Origin of the sequence: Ensifer sp. 2TAB8 (assembly GCF_052115125.1) — a bacterium.
Lineage (GTDB): Bacteria > Pseudomonadota > Alphaproteobacteria > Rhizobiales > Rhizobiaceae > Ensifer.
In genome coordinates this window covers 48,357-61,266 of record NZ_JBFRGB010000015.1, presented here as the reverse complement: position 1 = coordinate 61,266, position 12,910 = coordinate 48,357, and the positions used below count along the sequence as shown (strand labels likewise).

The following is a 12,910-nucleotide window of genomic DNA, read 5'->3' as shown; positions in this document are numbered from 1 at the left end:
GAGGGAGATTCGGATAGGATAGCATCAAGTGAGCTTGGGAGCATCTCGATGACTGGCCTGCGTACAGACGTGATGAGAATGGCACGGCGCAACAAACTGGTTGGCATTTGGGCCGCGGAAAAACTGGCTCTTACCGGTGACAGCGCGATCGCCTATTCGAACGAGCTTGCGATGAGGGCGCTCGACTTCGAACGCAATGATCTTCTTGCCATTATTCGAAGAGATTTCGAAGTTGCCGGCGTCGTTCAATCCGACGAGCAGATTCTGAACGTAATGAACCAGTCTTGGCTGGAAGCTGGAAAACAAACTCAGCGCGCGGATGCAAGCGACGTCGCACTCGTGCAGATCGCCCGCAATCTCTCGCAGTAACGTGTCTTGAGGCGAAGGCCGCTATCGCGGCCAGAACCCGTTGCTGGAATGGCCTGGGCTGCGATTAAGCACCCGTGCGGTCGGTTACGGCTTCACTCCTTTTTAACCATGAATCGTAAAAATGCGCCCATCCGGAGGCATGATGCCGACGTCGTTTGGGGTAAAAAAATGCATGCGTAAACCGCAAGATCAGAAGCTGCCCTCCGGCGCGACCATTTCGGAAGCCGGCTACGTCGTATCCCGCCGCACCCTGCTTTCAAACTTCGGTGTCATGACCCTGCTTGGTGCCTCCGGCTGCTCGCAGGCCCTCGAACTCCCATCGCTCGAACCGTCCGGTCGCATGTCGCCTTTGGGCGTTGACTACATGTCGACCGGGGCAATCCCACCAATCAGCGTCGACGGCAACATCACCGACAACAGTACGATGTATGCCTCGCTGACCGACAATGGCTTCGTCATCCCGGCAATCCCGTTCCAAAAGGTTAAGCCGGAATTCCGTCGTCAGATCGTTCGCGATCCGACTGGTGAAGCGCCGGGCACGATCGTGGTGCGGCTCAATGAGCGGCATCTCTATTGGGTGCAGGAAGGCGGCGAAGCGGTCCGCTACGGTGTCGGCATTGGCAAGGCGGGCTTCGAATGGAACGGCCGCGCGGAGATCCAGTATACAAAGCAATGGCCGACCTGGACGCCGCCCAAAGAAATGATCGCGCGCAAGCCGGAGCTGGTGAAATGGACGGGCGGCCAGCCGGGTGGCCTCGACAACCCGCTCGGCGCCCGCGCGCACTATATATACAAGGACGGCCGCGATACCGGCTATCGCGTGCACGGCTCACCGGAGTGGTGGACCATCGGCACACAGGCCTCTTCCGGTTGCGTGCGCATGATCAACCAGGACGTTGTCGATCTGTACAACCGGGTCAAGGCGTCGCCGACCAAAGTCCCGATTGTGGTTGCCTAATAGGTGCTGCGCCGAGTGAGCAGGGACCCGAAGAACCACGACGGTCCTTGGCAAAAAGTCAGCCGCTTGATCCTACCGCGGCTGATCGGCAGAGACCGGATGGTGGAATTGGGCCGATATGGACCTGGCCGGATAACTCGAGTCTCCCTCGAAAACTCAGCAGTGCTGCGAATGCAGCAAACAGCGCAGCAGGTCGCCGGCATAGTGGGAGCAATTGGCGCAGCCGACATCGAACCGTTCCACGCCACTACCGGGCATGCGACCCTTGGCGTAGCTCATCACTTGATCGACCGAGGGTCATCGCACTGCACCCGCCCAAACGAACCATCGACCAGCAAATCCGTGTATGTGAAGTTGCTGATTGCACCACCTTTCACAAGGCGACAGGTATACTTTTGTGGCATTGCGGGAGAGTTTCTCCTAATCGAAAGTCCAAACTCGTCAGGCAGTCGCCTGCGAGATCGCCGTTTGCTGATCTGCGGTTATCCTGTGGAGCATTAGAGGAAATCTCCGATCCAATCTTCGTGCCCGTGGCGGACGCGAATCACGAAAATGCTTCCGTCATCGTTGATCCGATAGACTACCAGATGGGCCTTGAAGGGATGGATCCTGACAGACGGAGAAATCTCATGGCGTTCACGTGCCATTCGAGGGTTCGCGGCAATAAGCTCGAGCAGAACAAAAAGCTCTTCGTGATATTGTTCGGCGACCGAAGACCCGAAGGTGCGCACGCCTTGTTCGGCGATTGAGACGATATCCTCTTCCGCTTCGACAGAGAGGCTGAATTGCATTAATCGCGTCCGCGGATGATCTCGGCTCGCGCGATGGCTGCGGCGAACAACTCGTCCTTCGAACGGGTTCCAACGCCACTTTTAATTCCGTCATCGACGAAACGTTGCATCTCGGTAATTTTATCAGTGCGGGCCTGATCTCTGCGGATAAGGTCCCTAACGTAATCACTCGCGTTCGAGTATCGACCGGTCTTGGCTTGCGCTTCAACCCAGTCTTTCATCAAGTCCGGCAGGGACACATTCATCGTCGCCATTCCAGTCTCCTTGGCACTTCAAAATACCCCGTGATGGCAAAGTTTGTCAAACCGAGGAAACGGTGCAGGAAGCTCTAGAACGGAACCGACGATCCAGGCGCTTCGAAAAAGAATGCCTATCCTTCGCCACTTTGAACCGGGCAGATACGCAACCGACGCGCGGTTAAGACAAATTCGTCTGCGGCTCTTCAGAGGGCGGCGAGGATGTGGGACACGGCGCGAAGAGCCTTTTCCTTGATCGCCTTGGGATCGTCGTCGACGAACCGTTGATGTCGTCCGAAGGGGCCAGTCAAGTTCAATCCACAGCGCACCAGTCGACGATGTGCGATATGGCGAACCTCATTTGAAGTCCGCGGTGCTCCACGATCAGCGTGTCTGCTTCCCGCCGCATAAATTTAGCTACGTAGTTGCGCACTGCCCCAGCTTGGTCGACCACTTCGAATACGTATGTCATTGAAACCCCCACGATTTCAGGGGGTTTGCCTGCTTCTGCTTGAGTGAGACTTACGCGCATCCGGCGGCCGCCGTTTCTCGCGGAGTGATTGAAACGGCCGCAACATCTGTTCGCTCCCAGAGCCAGCCAACGTTCCTTTGCATCGGCGAGCGAATGAACCCTTACGATTTGCGGTCTCATGTCATATTGAGGCAATCATGCTGGCTGGTGTTGAGAAATCCACGATTTCGTTGGCTTCTCAGCGACATAGAGAAATCTTGATAGTTTCCCCGCTCCGGCCAATTCCGCGGACGTCTTGAGAAATACCTGCCTGCTTTCGAACCAGCCCGCGCCCTCCTCTTCCAACAGCGCGCCACGGCGCGATTCGCGAGCGTGATAGAGACGCAACGCCAGATTCGAGACGGCTTCCGTCGTATCTCTGCAGACCTTTAGCTCGAAGCCGGCTCTCTCAAGCATGAGCTCATTGAACGTCGCAGGGACGATATGAAACGTTCCCTGTGACGCCCGGATGTCCAATTCTTCCTTCGAGACAACCCCGGTTAGGACGCACGCATCAGTCAGAATGAGCCGACCGCCCGGCCGGAGTAGCCTGAACCAGTCTGCGAACACCTCGCGGCGGGACGCCAGGTGTATGATTGCGTCGATGCAGGAGATGACGTCGAACTCTCCCTGATCGAATGGCAGTTGCTGGCTGCAATCGGCGACAATAAACGTTGCACCGAGCGGCAGGTGCGCGGTCGCAGCCAATGCCTTTGCGTGCTCAATAGCGGCCTCTTCAATATCGACGCCCGTCAGTCTACATCCCGTGGCGGCGGCAATCGCAATCGATGGACCGCCAGACCCGCAAGCGACATCGAGCAGTTTGGCCTGAGGACTCTTTTGAACAAGTCCGATTATTTCGACTTGTTCGCCAAGCGACCGCCATCCTTGCTGGCCGAGGTCCTCGCCATAGGCCTCGAGTCTGACCTCGGCTGCGAGTCGACTGCCGAAGCGCGCATACTGAGCACTATAGAAGGTAAAATTGTCCGCGTTGGTCGACTGTTGCTTCTTGACGGTCATGGTCGAAGCCCTCCCCTAGAAATTATACGCCGTTTCTGGGGGTGGCAAATATCGGGGTAACGACGTAGGCGCCTCTCGATCGCCTTGAAGTCGGATCGAACCTGCGACCTGCAAGAGCTGCGCGAGCTTTGCCGATCGTCAGAGGTTCCATGGAACAAAGTACGGACATGGCCAAGCGCAGGGTGAAGGAGCTCGCGGAAGCCGACCGACGATCTCAAATGCGAGTACATCCCAAGGCTGGAGCGTTCGTTGCGCCTGCTTCAAGCGGGAACCAACGCCTTGGCTGGGTCAGGTTCTTGGTTCGCTATTGCCTCGATCATCTCGTCGTACTGACGCTCAAGGATTGATCCATCGCGAGGCCACCAGTCCGCCGAGATCGCCATATTCGAAAACGGCGCGACGGTTGTCGGCGCGCCGTAGCTCGAACCAGTCCAGGGTATCGGCGCGGAAGCTTATAACGCCGAAGAACGCCTTCCCATCAGCGTCTCCCCTCGCTGCGCCGGGAACCGATCCACCGTTACCAGGCTCATCTCCCGGCGGGCCCCCGGCATAGGTGTTTTTCGTCCAGGCGGAAAGCTCACTCCATGCCCTCTCGGCGAGATCGCTGCCAGGGGAATGAAGTCGGATGGTCCCGGCAAGGCGGAGTTGAACTCGCGTCGATGCGCAAAAGCCGAGAACGGTGGCGAAGGGATTTCGAGATAGTTCGAGCCATTTCGGGCTACGTGTATCGGTATGAATTTCGAGAAGACGAGCCGCCCTGTCGACCCGCCGGAGCACGACTATGCGCGCCTGCGGGCGGCCTGCCGCATCAACAGAACACAGGTTGACGAATCTCAATCCCGACTGCGGATCTTTCGCCGCGGTTTCGAGGCTCGACCACGCGGAAACATCCACTTCTTCAAGGTTCATTGCACCACCTCTTGCTCAAATCCTTTGACAAGCCGCAATTTGCCGCACGCCCGATCCTCTATCCCGTTCGCTTGCGAACAATCGTGCGCAAGCGCGACAGAGACTCTCGCAGATCGCTCATTTCCCCCGAAGAAACCTCTGCCACGCCTTGCTTCTGCGTAAAGGCGACAACGAATTCACCGGTCATGACGACATCGCGCCAACGCGGGTTTTGCGGCAAGGTTTCGAGCAGCAGATACTTGTCGAAGGTGCGCACCTGGAGCGAGGAGCGATCGAGATTGACCCGCCAGATCCCGCTTTGCTCCGCCAGGTCGAACTTGTTTTTGGACGTCGCCTGTCGCCAGACCGACAGTGACAGCGTCATCACATTCACCAGTGCTTCGCGGTAGTGCCGATCGCTGTCGACGTCAGCGGTCTTGGCCAATCGTTCTCCCGCATCTTCGACGAGAATGTCGGCACCGTTGCTTGCCTGCAGCGACTGCCTAAAATCGTCGACCAGTTGCACGCTCTGGCGCATATTACTGCCGACGAGGATAACGACGATGCCGCCTCCGGCCACCGCGTCCAACTCCATCGCATGGAGGGTGACCGCACGTCGTTCGGCCGACAGGATGAGGTCGGGAAGCATAGCCGCACCGTTAAGCTCGATCTGTCGCTCCAACTCGGCGGCAGCGTCGGCGTGGAACAACGCCGAACGCGACAAGGTCACCTGGTTCATCGCGCTTCATTCATGAATCCACAGTATAGGTTCATGCGTGACTTAGCATCTAATCGAATTGCTCCTCCAGCTCTAGATTCAAGCCACGGCGAGTTGATCCCCCCGCGCCCTCTTGGCGAGAGCGCCGGCCGATCCAGGGGCCGCAAGCCCTGCACGCTCGTCGCTATCACGAACGGAGCAAAGACATGAAGAAGCGCATTCTCGGCAGAACGGGCCTGGAAGTCTCGGCACTCGGCTTCGGCTGCATGGGACTGGATTTCGGTTATGCCAGCAAGGTCAGCAAGCAGGATGGCGTCACGCTGATCCGCCAGGCGGTCGAGCGCGGCGTGACCTTCTTCGACACGGCGGAGGTCTACGGGCCCTTCACCAACGAGGAGATGGTCGGCGAAGCCCTGAAGCCTGTGCGCGACCGCGTGGTCATCGCCACCAAGTTCGGCTTCAACATCATCGACGGCAAGCAGTCAGGCTTAAACAGTCGCCCGGAACACATCCGTAAGGTCTGCGAGGCTTCGCTGAAGCGCCTTGGCGTCGATGTCATCGACCTCTTCTATCAGCATCGCGTCGATCCGAACGTGCCGATCGAGGACGTGGCGGGCGCCGTGAAGGATCTGATTGCTGCAGGCAAGGTCAGGCATTTCGGCCTGTCTGAGCCCGGGGCTCAAACCGTGCGGCGGGCGCACGCTGTCCAGCCGGTCACGACGCTTCAAAACGAGTACTCGCTCTGGACGCGGGGTCCGGAGACGAACGGCATCCTTGAAACCTGCGACGAGCTCGGCATTGGCCTCGTGCCTTACAGCCCGCTCGGAAAGGGCTTTCTCACCGGCGCGATGAGCAAGGATACCACGCTCGGCGAAGGCGACTTCCGCAAGATTCTGCCGCGCTTTACGCCGGAGGCCATGGAAAAGAACCAGGCGCTCGTCGATCTCTTGAAGAAGATCGCCAACGACAAGGGCGGCACTCCCGCGCAGATCGCACTCGCCTGGCTGCTGGCGCAGAAGCCATGGATCGTCACGATCCCCGGCACGACCAAGCTTCATCGCCTGGAAGAGAACCTAGCCTCGGCCGATGTCGAACTGACGGCTGCCGACCTGGCCGAAATCGAAACGGCGGCCGCGGCAATCAAGATCGAGGGCGAGCGCTATCCCGAACAGTTGCTGAAGACGACAGGCCTCTAAGGTCACGTCAGACATCCCATAACAATCAGACGGGCGGGAGCGTGATTGCTCCTGCCCACCCACGAAGGCTTTGTCCGCATGCCATCCCAAACCGAGACTGCAGCCCTTAGACCCACAGCAGGCGAAGTGGCGACCACTGCCGCTGCCGGGTGGCGTGTTCTGGCGATCCTCAGCGCACTAATGGGCTTTGCCTCCATCTCCACCGATTTCTACCTGCCGGCAATGCCCGAGATGGCGAGAGACCTTGGCGCCAACACCGGCACTGTCGAATACACCGTGTCCGGCTTCGTTGTCGGCTTCGGCGTTGGACAGCTGATCTGGGGCGCGCTCAGCGACCGTTACGGTCGCCGCCTGCCCGTTGCCGCCGGTCTCGTTCTTTTCATCATCGGTTCCATCGGTTGTGCAATGTCGCAGAGCGTCGGCGCGATCATCGCCTGGCGGATCTTGCAGGCGCTCGGGGCGTGTGCCGGCGTCGTGCTTGCCCGGGCCATGGTGCGAGACCTCTATCAAGGCCCGCGCGCGGCGCAAATGCTCTCGACCCTGATTGCCATCATGGCGATCGCACCCCTGCTGGCCCCCATCATCGGTGGCCAGATCGATGCGGTTGCCGGCTGGCGCGCGATCTTCTGGACGCTTGTCGTCGTAGGACTGGCGACACTTCTCGCCCTGTTCACCCTGCCCGAGACATTGCCGGAGGAAAAGCGCAGCCGGGCGCCGCTGAGCGAGGCATTCCGGCGATATTGGGAGCTGGCGAGACAAAGGCAGATCCTCGGCTATGCCGGCGCCGGCGCGTTTTTCTATTCCGGAGTCTATGCCTACATCGCAGGGACGCCATCGGCCTACATCACCTATCATCACGTGCCGGCGGCCTACTACGGCCTGCTTTTCGGCTCCGGGATCATCGGCATCGTCATCGCCAACATGATCAATGCACGCCTGGTCCATAAATTCAGCGTGAATGGCCTGCTTTTCGCCGGTTCCGTGATCGCGATGCTGGCAGGTGTAGTGGCTTCAATCGCCGCCTACTTCGATTTCGGAGCCATCTGGGGACTGCACCTGCCACTGGTCGTCTTCGTCTCGATGTCGGGCTTCATCATCGCCAACTCGATCGCCGGCGCGCTTTCCGATTTTCCGTCCGAAGCCGGATCCGTATCTGCACTGGTCGGCGCCATCCAATATGGAAGCGGCGTCATTGGTTCAGGGCTCGTCGGGTTTTTTGCAGACGGCACGCCCCGGCCACTCGGCTGGGTGATCGGCGTCATGGGTGTAGGTTGCACGCTGTGTGCCTCCTACGTGATTTTCACCGCCCGCCGGCAAACGCCCCGCGTCAATCAAGGACGAAGCCGAGGCGCCTGAGATGCCGAATGAGATAGCAAGGCGATATCTGTTAAAATCGCTACCGCTGACCGCCGCCAGCCTGGCGCTGACGACTGGCAGGTCGTCAGCACAGCAAGAACCTGCCGGCCCCAACAAGACGCTCGTCGCGTACTTCTCGCGCACAGGAAACACGGCCCTCATCGCGCGGCAGATCAGACGGGCGCGCAGTGCCGCTCTCATTGAGATCACAGCAGCCGTGCCTTATCCTGAGGACTATGAAGAGACTGTCGCTCAGGCGAGCCAGGAGACGAAGTCCGGTTATCTGCCACCGCTTGCAAAGTCCGCGGCTAATATTGCTCAACACGAGACAGTGTACCTCGGGTTTCCCATCTGGAGCATGACTGCTCCGCCAGCGGTTCGCTCGTTCCTGTCGGCTCATGACCTTTCCGGCAAGGTCCTCGTGCCGTTCATCACCCATGGCGGATATGGGTTGGGAAACAGCATCGAAATTCTGCACTCGCTGGCCCCCGGCAGTGACCTCAAAGCTCCATTCTCGATGGAGGCGGATCAGGAGCGGCGAACGCTGGAACAGGTGTCCGGCTGGCTGGTCAACCACTGAGCCTTGCGTCATCGAAAACCAACGCTACCTGTCTTCCTCGGACAATTCGGAACCGTGACATGAAACCCTACATCGTTTGCCTGATGCTGACCTCGCCCGACGGCAGCCTTCATCCGAGCCGTTGGACGAAAAGCCCGGATGGGACCCGCTCGGACTGGTCGAAGCTCTACGAACAGATCCACGCAGGGCACAAGGGCGATGCCTGGATGGTCGGACGCGTGACGATGGCCGAGATTTCAAAGGCCGGGCCGCATGCTCCCCCAGCTCCCCACCATGTCACCCTCCCCCATCATTTCGCGAGGAAGGACGCTTCGACCTACGCAATCGCCATCGATAGGCAAGGCAAGCTGCATTTCAACGCAAGTGACCTCTACGGCGACCATGTCATCGTACTGCTCGGTGGTGACGTGCCGGACAGTCATCTCGCCGAGCTGGCGGCCGACGGCGTCTCGTACCTTGTCTCACCGACCAGCGAGATCGACGTGCGCGCCATGCTGGAAATCTTGAACACGGAGTTCGGGATCGAGCGAATTCTGCTCGAGGGCGGTGCGGCGATCAATGGATCGTTTCTCGCCAACGGCCTGGTTGACGAACTGAGCTTCCTCGTCGCCCCCGCGCTCGAAGCGCGACGGGGAAGCGACCGCGTGGTGGAATTTGGCGAAGAGGGCCTGGCGGGAAAGTCCGAGCTTTCGCTGATCGGCGCCGAGCCGTTGAGCCATGGCGCCGTTCATTTAAGATACAAGGTCGTTCTGCCGGACTGATTGCGGGTCATGGTTCGAACACCAGATGGATCATGCAGCAAAATGTCGTCATCAATCACGATCAGAGCCGCCCGGAAGGAAGACATGCCAGTCCTCGGCACGTTCGGCACGCAGCTGACGGCGCTCCATCACCAATGGGACCCCGAGCGCTTCATCGCGACGGGAGCCGGCACGAAGGCTTCCTATGCTCGATGGCTGCAAAGTCAGCTGGAGGCGCCCGATGTCGTGGTCCTCGCAGCCGAACAGGCAGAAGCGATCGTCGGATATGCCTATGCCTCTCTCGAGGGATATGACTATATGGCGCTTCGAGGACCAGCGGGGGTCATTCACGATCTCTTTGTGGATCCCGAACATCGCAACCAAGGCGTCGGTCGCATGCTGGTGGACGCGGTGATCGCAGAGCTTCGAAGGCGAGGTGCCGACCTGCTCGTACTCTCGACGGCCCACAGGAACGAGCCAGCCCAGCGACTGTTCGCAACGGCAGGCTTTCGTCCGACAATGGTCGAGATGGCGTTGGGCGGGATTGATCCAGCAACGCCCCGGTGACCTGCTGACTGCCGTAGGGCTGGAACAGGTCAGGGCAGACACAGCCTCACGCTGTGTAGCCGACCCGTGCGTGCGCAATGTCGGCAACGACGGAGACAGCGAGAGAGGACGAATCTCTTGCCTTGTCGAAGATCCCGATCGGCGCGTTGATGCGTGCAATGTCGTCGTCGCCATAACCGCAACGGCGAAGAGCCTCGCAACGCTTCGCGTGAGTCCTGCGGCTGCCGAGGGCACCGACGTAAAATGCTTTTGAGGCGAGCGCGGCGTTCAGCACCGGCAGTTCCCGATCGATATCATGGAAGAGCAGCGCGACGGCAGTGTCGGCGTCCAACTGATCCGCTGAGGGCTGCTCACTGCGCGCCAGAACAACAACCTCGTATCCGCAGGAAGCCGCAACCTGCGACACCACCTGGGCCTCCAACGGTGTGCCGGCGATCAGCAGCCGCGGTTTCGGTCGATACGCCCGTAAAAACCACGGGCCATCCCATCCGCTTGGTCCCTCGCCAGGCTCGAAGGAAAGGGTTCGTTTGCCGGGATGATAGCGTAGGCGCATCGGCGTGCGGCGATCAAGGGCCGTCAAGGCGAGGCGCAAGACGGTTGCATCGCGCAGAACATGGATGGTGAGCGTAATTCCGCCGCCGCACGGAAGAACGATGTCGAAGAAGGGAGAGCCTTCACCGAGACGAAGGTTGCGATCCATGTCCTTCCCGATTGCCGTCATGGCCTCAGCCGCCACGGCCGCCTCCGTGCAACCGCCAGACACGAACCCGCAATAAAAACCATCCTCGCGCACGGCCATTTGCGCGCCAAGAGCCCGCGCTGCGCCACCCCGGATTTCGACAAGGGTGACAAGGGCCGCCTTATGGCCGCCTTCCAGACACTCGGCAGCGAAAGCGAGAATGTCGGCGGCATCGTCCGACAAGAATGCGGCACGGGGTTCGGGCGCAAATCCATCCGGATATGTGGCGATGCTCCCTGCCATGTCATTCCTCTCCTCTCGTTCCCTGCCACCGTCGCACGACGCCCGCATCAAGTTCGAAGAGATCGAGCACGCGGCCGACCGTGTGGTCGACCATGTCCTCGATGCTTCGTGGCTTTGCATAAAAGGCCGGCACGGGCGGATAGATGATGCCGCCCATCTCGGTCACTTGCGCCATATTGCGAATGTGGCCGAGATGGAGCGGTGTCTCGCGCAGCATGAGGACGAGGCGGCGACGCTCCTTGAGCACGACGTCGGCGGCACGCGATAGCAGATTGTCCGTTGTGCCCGTTGCAATCTCGGCAAGCGTCTTTACCGAACAGGGAGCGACGATCATGCCAAGCGTCTTGTAGGAGCCGGATGAGCAGGCCGCGCCGATGTCCTTGTTGGAATGTGTGGTTGTCGCCAGTGCTTCGAGATCCTGTTTCGAGAACTCCGCCTCGGCCGCAAGTGTGATGCAGGCAGCGCGTGACATGATCAGGTGTGTCTCGATGTCGAGGTCGCGCAGCACTTCGAGGAGGCGTTTTCCATAGACAACGCCGGATGCCCCCGAAATGCCGACGATCATGCGTCTTGGATGCGCCATGGCCTATCCCACGCTTTTCAGGAGAAATGCGGCACGAGCAGAAGCCTCGTCGCTGATGCGGGCGCGCACGCCGTGAAAATTCGGCCCGCGGGTCGCATCGAGCCCCATGCGCGAGGTCGTGCCAATGCCGCTGGCGGAGGGATCGAGCGCATTGCCCGGAAGGCCCTCGATGATGACGACGTCCTTGTGCGGCTGGAAATGGGTTGCGAGCGCCCAGAGCACTTCACTGTCACGGGCGATGTCGACATCCGCGTCCACCACGACGACGGTTTTCAGATACTGGTCCCAGCCAAGAAGGCCGAGCATCACCTGCCGCGCTTCTCCCTCGCGGGTCTGGTTCATGGCGATATAAGCGTGAAAATGCGTGCCCGACGAGGGGTAGTGCACGGCAGTGATCGAAGGAAAACGCGCCTTCAGTTTTTCCACCACCTCCGCCTCGCGCGGCACGCGACCGAGATTGAGGTGTTCCGCCGAGTTACCGCCAGCCACGCTGACGAGGATGGCATCGCGCCGGCGCATTACGGTTTCGACGGTGAAGAGATTGTTGGTCGAACGATCGGAGGAATAACCGGTGAACTCGCCGAAAGGCCCCTCCTCCACATGGGCCTCGGGATCCAGCACGCCTTCCAGCACGATTTCGGCATGAGCGGGGACGCGGATGCCAAATTTTGGCGTGCGCACGACCTCAAGCGGTTCTCCCATCAAGCCACCGGCGACATCACGCTCGTCTTCACCGAAGGCAAGACGGGCGGAGGCCGCGACCATGAAGAGCGGATGGCCGCCGATGACCATGGCGACGGGCATCGGTTTTCCCTTCTCCTTGGCCATGTTCATCAACCGCCAGAGATGGCCGCGCGAGTGAAGCGAGGTTGCGAGCGAGTTTTTCGAATGGATCATCGCGCGGTGATAGCTGAGATTGCCGGCACCGGTTTGCGGATGCTCCCCGATGATGATGCCGCTGGTGATGTATTTCGCACGATCCGTGTCGAAATGCTTGAGCATCGGCAGATCGTGCAGGTCGACGGCATCGCCGGAGATGATCTCCTCGCTTATCGGGCCGGATTCCAGGAGTTCCGGCGTGAACGGCCGATTGGAGCGCGCCTGGTAGGCCTCGTGCAGATTTTCGGCCGTCGAGCCGAGAAGGCGGGCGATCCGCTCGCGGGAGGCAAAGATGTTGCAAAGAACTTCAGAACCGATGCCGCCAACACTCTTAAGATGCAGCATCGGATGCTGGCCCTTGTCGGCAAGGTTCCAGATCAGCGCTGTCGCGTCCTGATCATCCGACACCGCACGGTCGATGGTGATCACGTCTTCGGGGTGCTCTTGCCTGTAATCCGTCAGGAAGCGTCGGACGTCTTGCTTGTGGTATTGGGTCATTTCTCAGCCTCGGCGCATCTGGAGAGTGACGGCGCCCG

At 59.9% G+C, this 12,910-nt stretch carries 16 protein-coding genes; 7 read left to right on the top strand and 9 right to left on the bottom strand.

All coding sequences use genetic code 11. The features are described 5' to 3' along the window. Positions 1-48 precede the first annotated feature (48 nt). Together AB4Z53_RS22820 and AB4Z53_RS22815 are read left to right on the top strand one after the other, a co-directional pair. Positions 49-369 carry an ATPase inhibitor subunit zeta gene (locus AB4Z53_RS22820; RefSeq protein WP_113540313.1) on the top strand — a complete coding sequence of 107 codons (321 nt, stop codon included), beginning with the start codon at positions 49-51 and terminating at the stop codon, positions 367-369. Between the two features lie 139 nt (positions 370-508). Then, on the top strand, positions 509-1,327 hold the full coding sequence (locus AB4Z53_RS22815; protein ID WP_441597810.1) for a L,D-transpeptidase: 819 nt from the start codon (positions 509-511) through the stop codon (positions 1,325-1,327). Between the two features lie 156 nt (positions 1,328-1,483). On the opposite strand, the gene AB4Z53_RS22810 is transcribed toward AB4Z53_RS22815, so the two are convergent. The 6 genes from AB4Z53_RS22810 to AB4Z53_RS22785 form a co-directional block, all read right to left on the bottom strand. Beyond that, complete coding sequence (locus AB4Z53_RS22810) at positions 1,484-1,606, bottom strand: hypothetical protein (protein ID WP_441597809.1); 123 nt, start codon at positions 1,604-1,606, stop codon at positions 1,484-1,486. 218 nt (positions 1,607-1,824) lie between these two features. Continuing rightward, entirely contained in the window at positions 1,825-2,118 is a 294-nt protein-coding gene (locus tag AB4Z53_RS22805) for a type II toxin-antitoxin system RelE/ParE family toxin (protein WP_113540315.1), read from the bottom strand. Next, positions 2,118-2,372 carry a type II toxin-antitoxin system ParD family antitoxin gene (locus tag AB4Z53_RS22800; protein ID WP_113540316.1) on the bottom strand — a complete coding sequence of 85 codons (255 nt, stop codon included), beginning with the start codon at positions 2,370-2,372 and terminating at the stop codon, positions 2,118-2,120. The genes AB4Z53_RS22805 and AB4Z53_RS22800 overlap by 1 nt, the downstream gene beginning before the upstream one ends. Positions 2,373-3,021: 649 nt before the next feature. Continuing rightward, positions 3,022-3,885 carry a class I SAM-dependent methyltransferase gene (locus tag AB4Z53_RS22795; protein WP_441597808.1) on the bottom strand — a complete coding sequence of 288 codons (864 nt, stop codon included), beginning with the start codon at positions 3,883-3,885 and terminating at the stop codon, positions 3,022-3,024. A 336-nt stretch (positions 3,886-4,221) separates the two neighbouring features. Beyond that, positions 4,222-4,794 carry a pyridoxamine 5'-phosphate oxidase family protein gene (locus AB4Z53_RS22790; RefSeq protein WP_441597807.1) on the bottom strand — a complete coding sequence of 191 codons (573 nt, stop codon included), beginning with the start codon at positions 4,792-4,794 and terminating at the stop codon, positions 4,222-4,224. A gap of 58 nt (positions 4,795-4,852) precedes the next feature. Then, complete coding sequence (locus AB4Z53_RS22785; protein WP_441597806.1) at positions 4,853-5,512, bottom strand: hypothetical protein; 660 nt, start codon at positions 5,510-5,512, stop codon at positions 4,853-4,855. A 185-nt stretch (positions 5,513-5,697) separates the two neighbouring features. On the opposite strand from AB4Z53_RS22785, the gene AB4Z53_RS22780 reads away from it, so the two are divergent. The 5 genes from AB4Z53_RS22780 (at position 5,698) to AB4Z53_RS22760 (ending at position 9,930) form a co-directional block, all read left to right on the top strand. After that, a complete protein-coding gene (locus AB4Z53_RS22780) occupies positions 5,698-6,687 on the top strand; it encodes an aldo/keto reductase (RefSeq protein ID WP_441597805.1) in 990 nt (329 codons plus the stop codon). A 78-nt stretch (positions 6,688-6,765) separates the two neighbouring features. Continuing rightward, on the top strand, positions 6,766-8,043 hold the full coding sequence (locus AB4Z53_RS22775; RefSeq protein WP_441597804.1) for a multidrug effflux MFS transporter: 1,278 nt from the start codon (positions 6,766-6,768) through the stop codon (positions 8,041-8,043). Position 8,044: 1 nt separating this feature from the next. After that, the gene (locus tag AB4Z53_RS22770) at positions 8,045-8,623 is read left to right on the top strand and encodes a flavodoxin (protein WP_441597803.1); all 579 of its coding nucleotides are present in this window, start codon (positions 8,045-8,047) and stop codon (positions 8,621-8,623) included. Between the two features lie 59 nt (positions 8,624-8,682). Continuing rightward, positions 8,683-9,384, top strand: coding sequence for a RibD family protein (locus AB4Z53_RS22765; protein ID WP_441597802.1), 702 nt, complete (start codon positions 8,683-8,685; stop codon positions 9,382-9,384). Positions 9,385-9,393: 9 nt separating this feature from the next. Continuing rightward, positions 9,394-9,930, top strand: a complete 537-nt coding sequence (locus AB4Z53_RS22760; RefSeq protein WP_441597895.1) for a GNAT family N-acetyltransferase — start codon at positions 9,394-9,396, stop codon at positions 9,928-9,930. 46 nt (positions 9,931-9,976) lie between these two features. Here the strand turns inward: AB4Z53_RS22760 and AB4Z53_RS22755 are convergent, their stop codons facing one another. Genes AB4Z53_RS22755 through AB4Z53_RS22745 form a run of 3 tightly spaced genes read right to left on the bottom strand, consistent with a single transcriptional unit; the run spans position 9,977 to position 12,872 of the window. Next, positions 9,977-10,912 carry an XdhC family protein gene (locus AB4Z53_RS22755; protein ID WP_441597894.1) on the bottom strand — a complete coding sequence of 312 codons (936 nt, stop codon included), beginning with the start codon at positions 10,910-10,912 and terminating at the stop codon, positions 9,977-9,979. 1 nt (position 10,913) lies between these two features. Continuing rightward, positions 10,914-11,495 carry a UbiX family flavin prenyltransferase gene (locus AB4Z53_RS22750; protein WP_223730474.1) on the bottom strand — a complete coding sequence of 194 codons (582 nt, stop codon included), beginning with the start codon at positions 11,493-11,495 and terminating at the stop codon, positions 10,914-10,916. Between the two features lie 3 nt (positions 11,496-11,498). Next, positions 11,499-12,872 (bottom strand): UbiD family decarboxylase, encoded by a 1,374-nt coding sequence (locus AB4Z53_RS22745; RefSeq protein WP_441597801.1) that lies wholly within the window; start codon positions 12,870-12,872, stop codon positions 11,499-11,501. Between the last annotated feature and the right edge of the window lie 38 nt (positions 12,873-12,910).

Bases quoted from the DNA above. Each gene is read 5' to 3' on its own strand.
- AB4Z53_RS22820 (WP_113540313.1), top strand. From the start codon at position 49: ATGACTGGCCTGCGTACAGACGTGATGAGAATGGCACGGCGCAACAAA.
- AB4Z53_RS22815 (WP_441597810.1), top strand. From the start codon at position 509: ATGATGCCGACGTCGTTTGGGGTAAAAAAATGCATGCGTAAACCGCAA.
- AB4Z53_RS22810 (WP_441597809.1), bottom strand. From the start codon at position 1,606: ATGAGCTACGCCAAGGGTCGCATGCCCGGTAGTGGCGTGGAACGGTTC.
- AB4Z53_RS22805 (WP_113540315.1), bottom strand. From the start codon at position 2,118: ATGCAATTCAGCCTCTCTGTCGAAGCGGAAGAGGATATCGTCTCAATC.
- AB4Z53_RS22800 (WP_113540316.1), bottom strand. From the start codon at position 2,372: ATGGCGACGATGAATGTGTCCCTGCCGGACTTGATGAAAGACTGGGTT.
- AB4Z53_RS22795 (WP_441597808.1), bottom strand. From the start codon at position 3,885: ATGACCGTCAAGAAGCAACAGTCGACCAACGCGGACAATTTTACCTTC.
- AB4Z53_RS22790 (WP_441597807.1), bottom strand. From the start codon at position 4,794: ATGAACCTTGAAGAAGTGGATGTTTCCGCGTGGTCGAGCCTCGAAACC.
- AB4Z53_RS22785 (WP_441597806.1), bottom strand. From the start codon at position 5,512: ATGAACCAGGTGACCTTGTCGCGTTCGGCGTTGTTCCACGCCGACGCT.
- AB4Z53_RS22780 (WP_441597805.1), top strand. From the start codon at position 5,698: ATGAAGAAGCGCATTCTCGGCAGAACGGGCCTGGAAGTCTCGGCACTC.
- AB4Z53_RS22775 (WP_441597804.1), top strand. From the start codon at position 6,766: ATGCCATCCCAAACCGAGACTGCAGCCCTTAGACCCACAGCAGGCGAA.
- AB4Z53_RS22770 (WP_441597803.1), top strand. From the start codon at position 8,045: ATGCCGAATGAGATAGCAAGGCGATATCTGTTAAAATCGCTACCGCTG.
- AB4Z53_RS22765 (WP_441597802.1), top strand. From the start codon at position 8,683: ATGAAACCCTACATCGTTTGCCTGATGCTGACCTCGCCCGACGGCAGC.
- AB4Z53_RS22760 (WP_441597895.1), top strand. From the start codon at position 9,394: ATGGTTCGAACACCAGATGGATCATGCAGCAAAATGTCGTCATCAATC.
- AB4Z53_RS22755 (WP_441597894.1), bottom strand. From the start codon at position 10,912: ATGGCAGGGAGCATCGCCACATATCCGGATGGATTTGCGCCCGAACCC.
- AB4Z53_RS22750 (WP_223730474.1), bottom strand. From the start codon at position 11,495: ATGGCGCATCCAAGACGCATGATCGTCGGCATTTCGGGGGCATCCGGC.
- AB4Z53_RS22745 (WP_441597801.1), bottom strand. From the start codon at position 12,872: ATGACCCAATACCACAAGCAAGACGTCCGACGCTTCCTGACGGATTAC.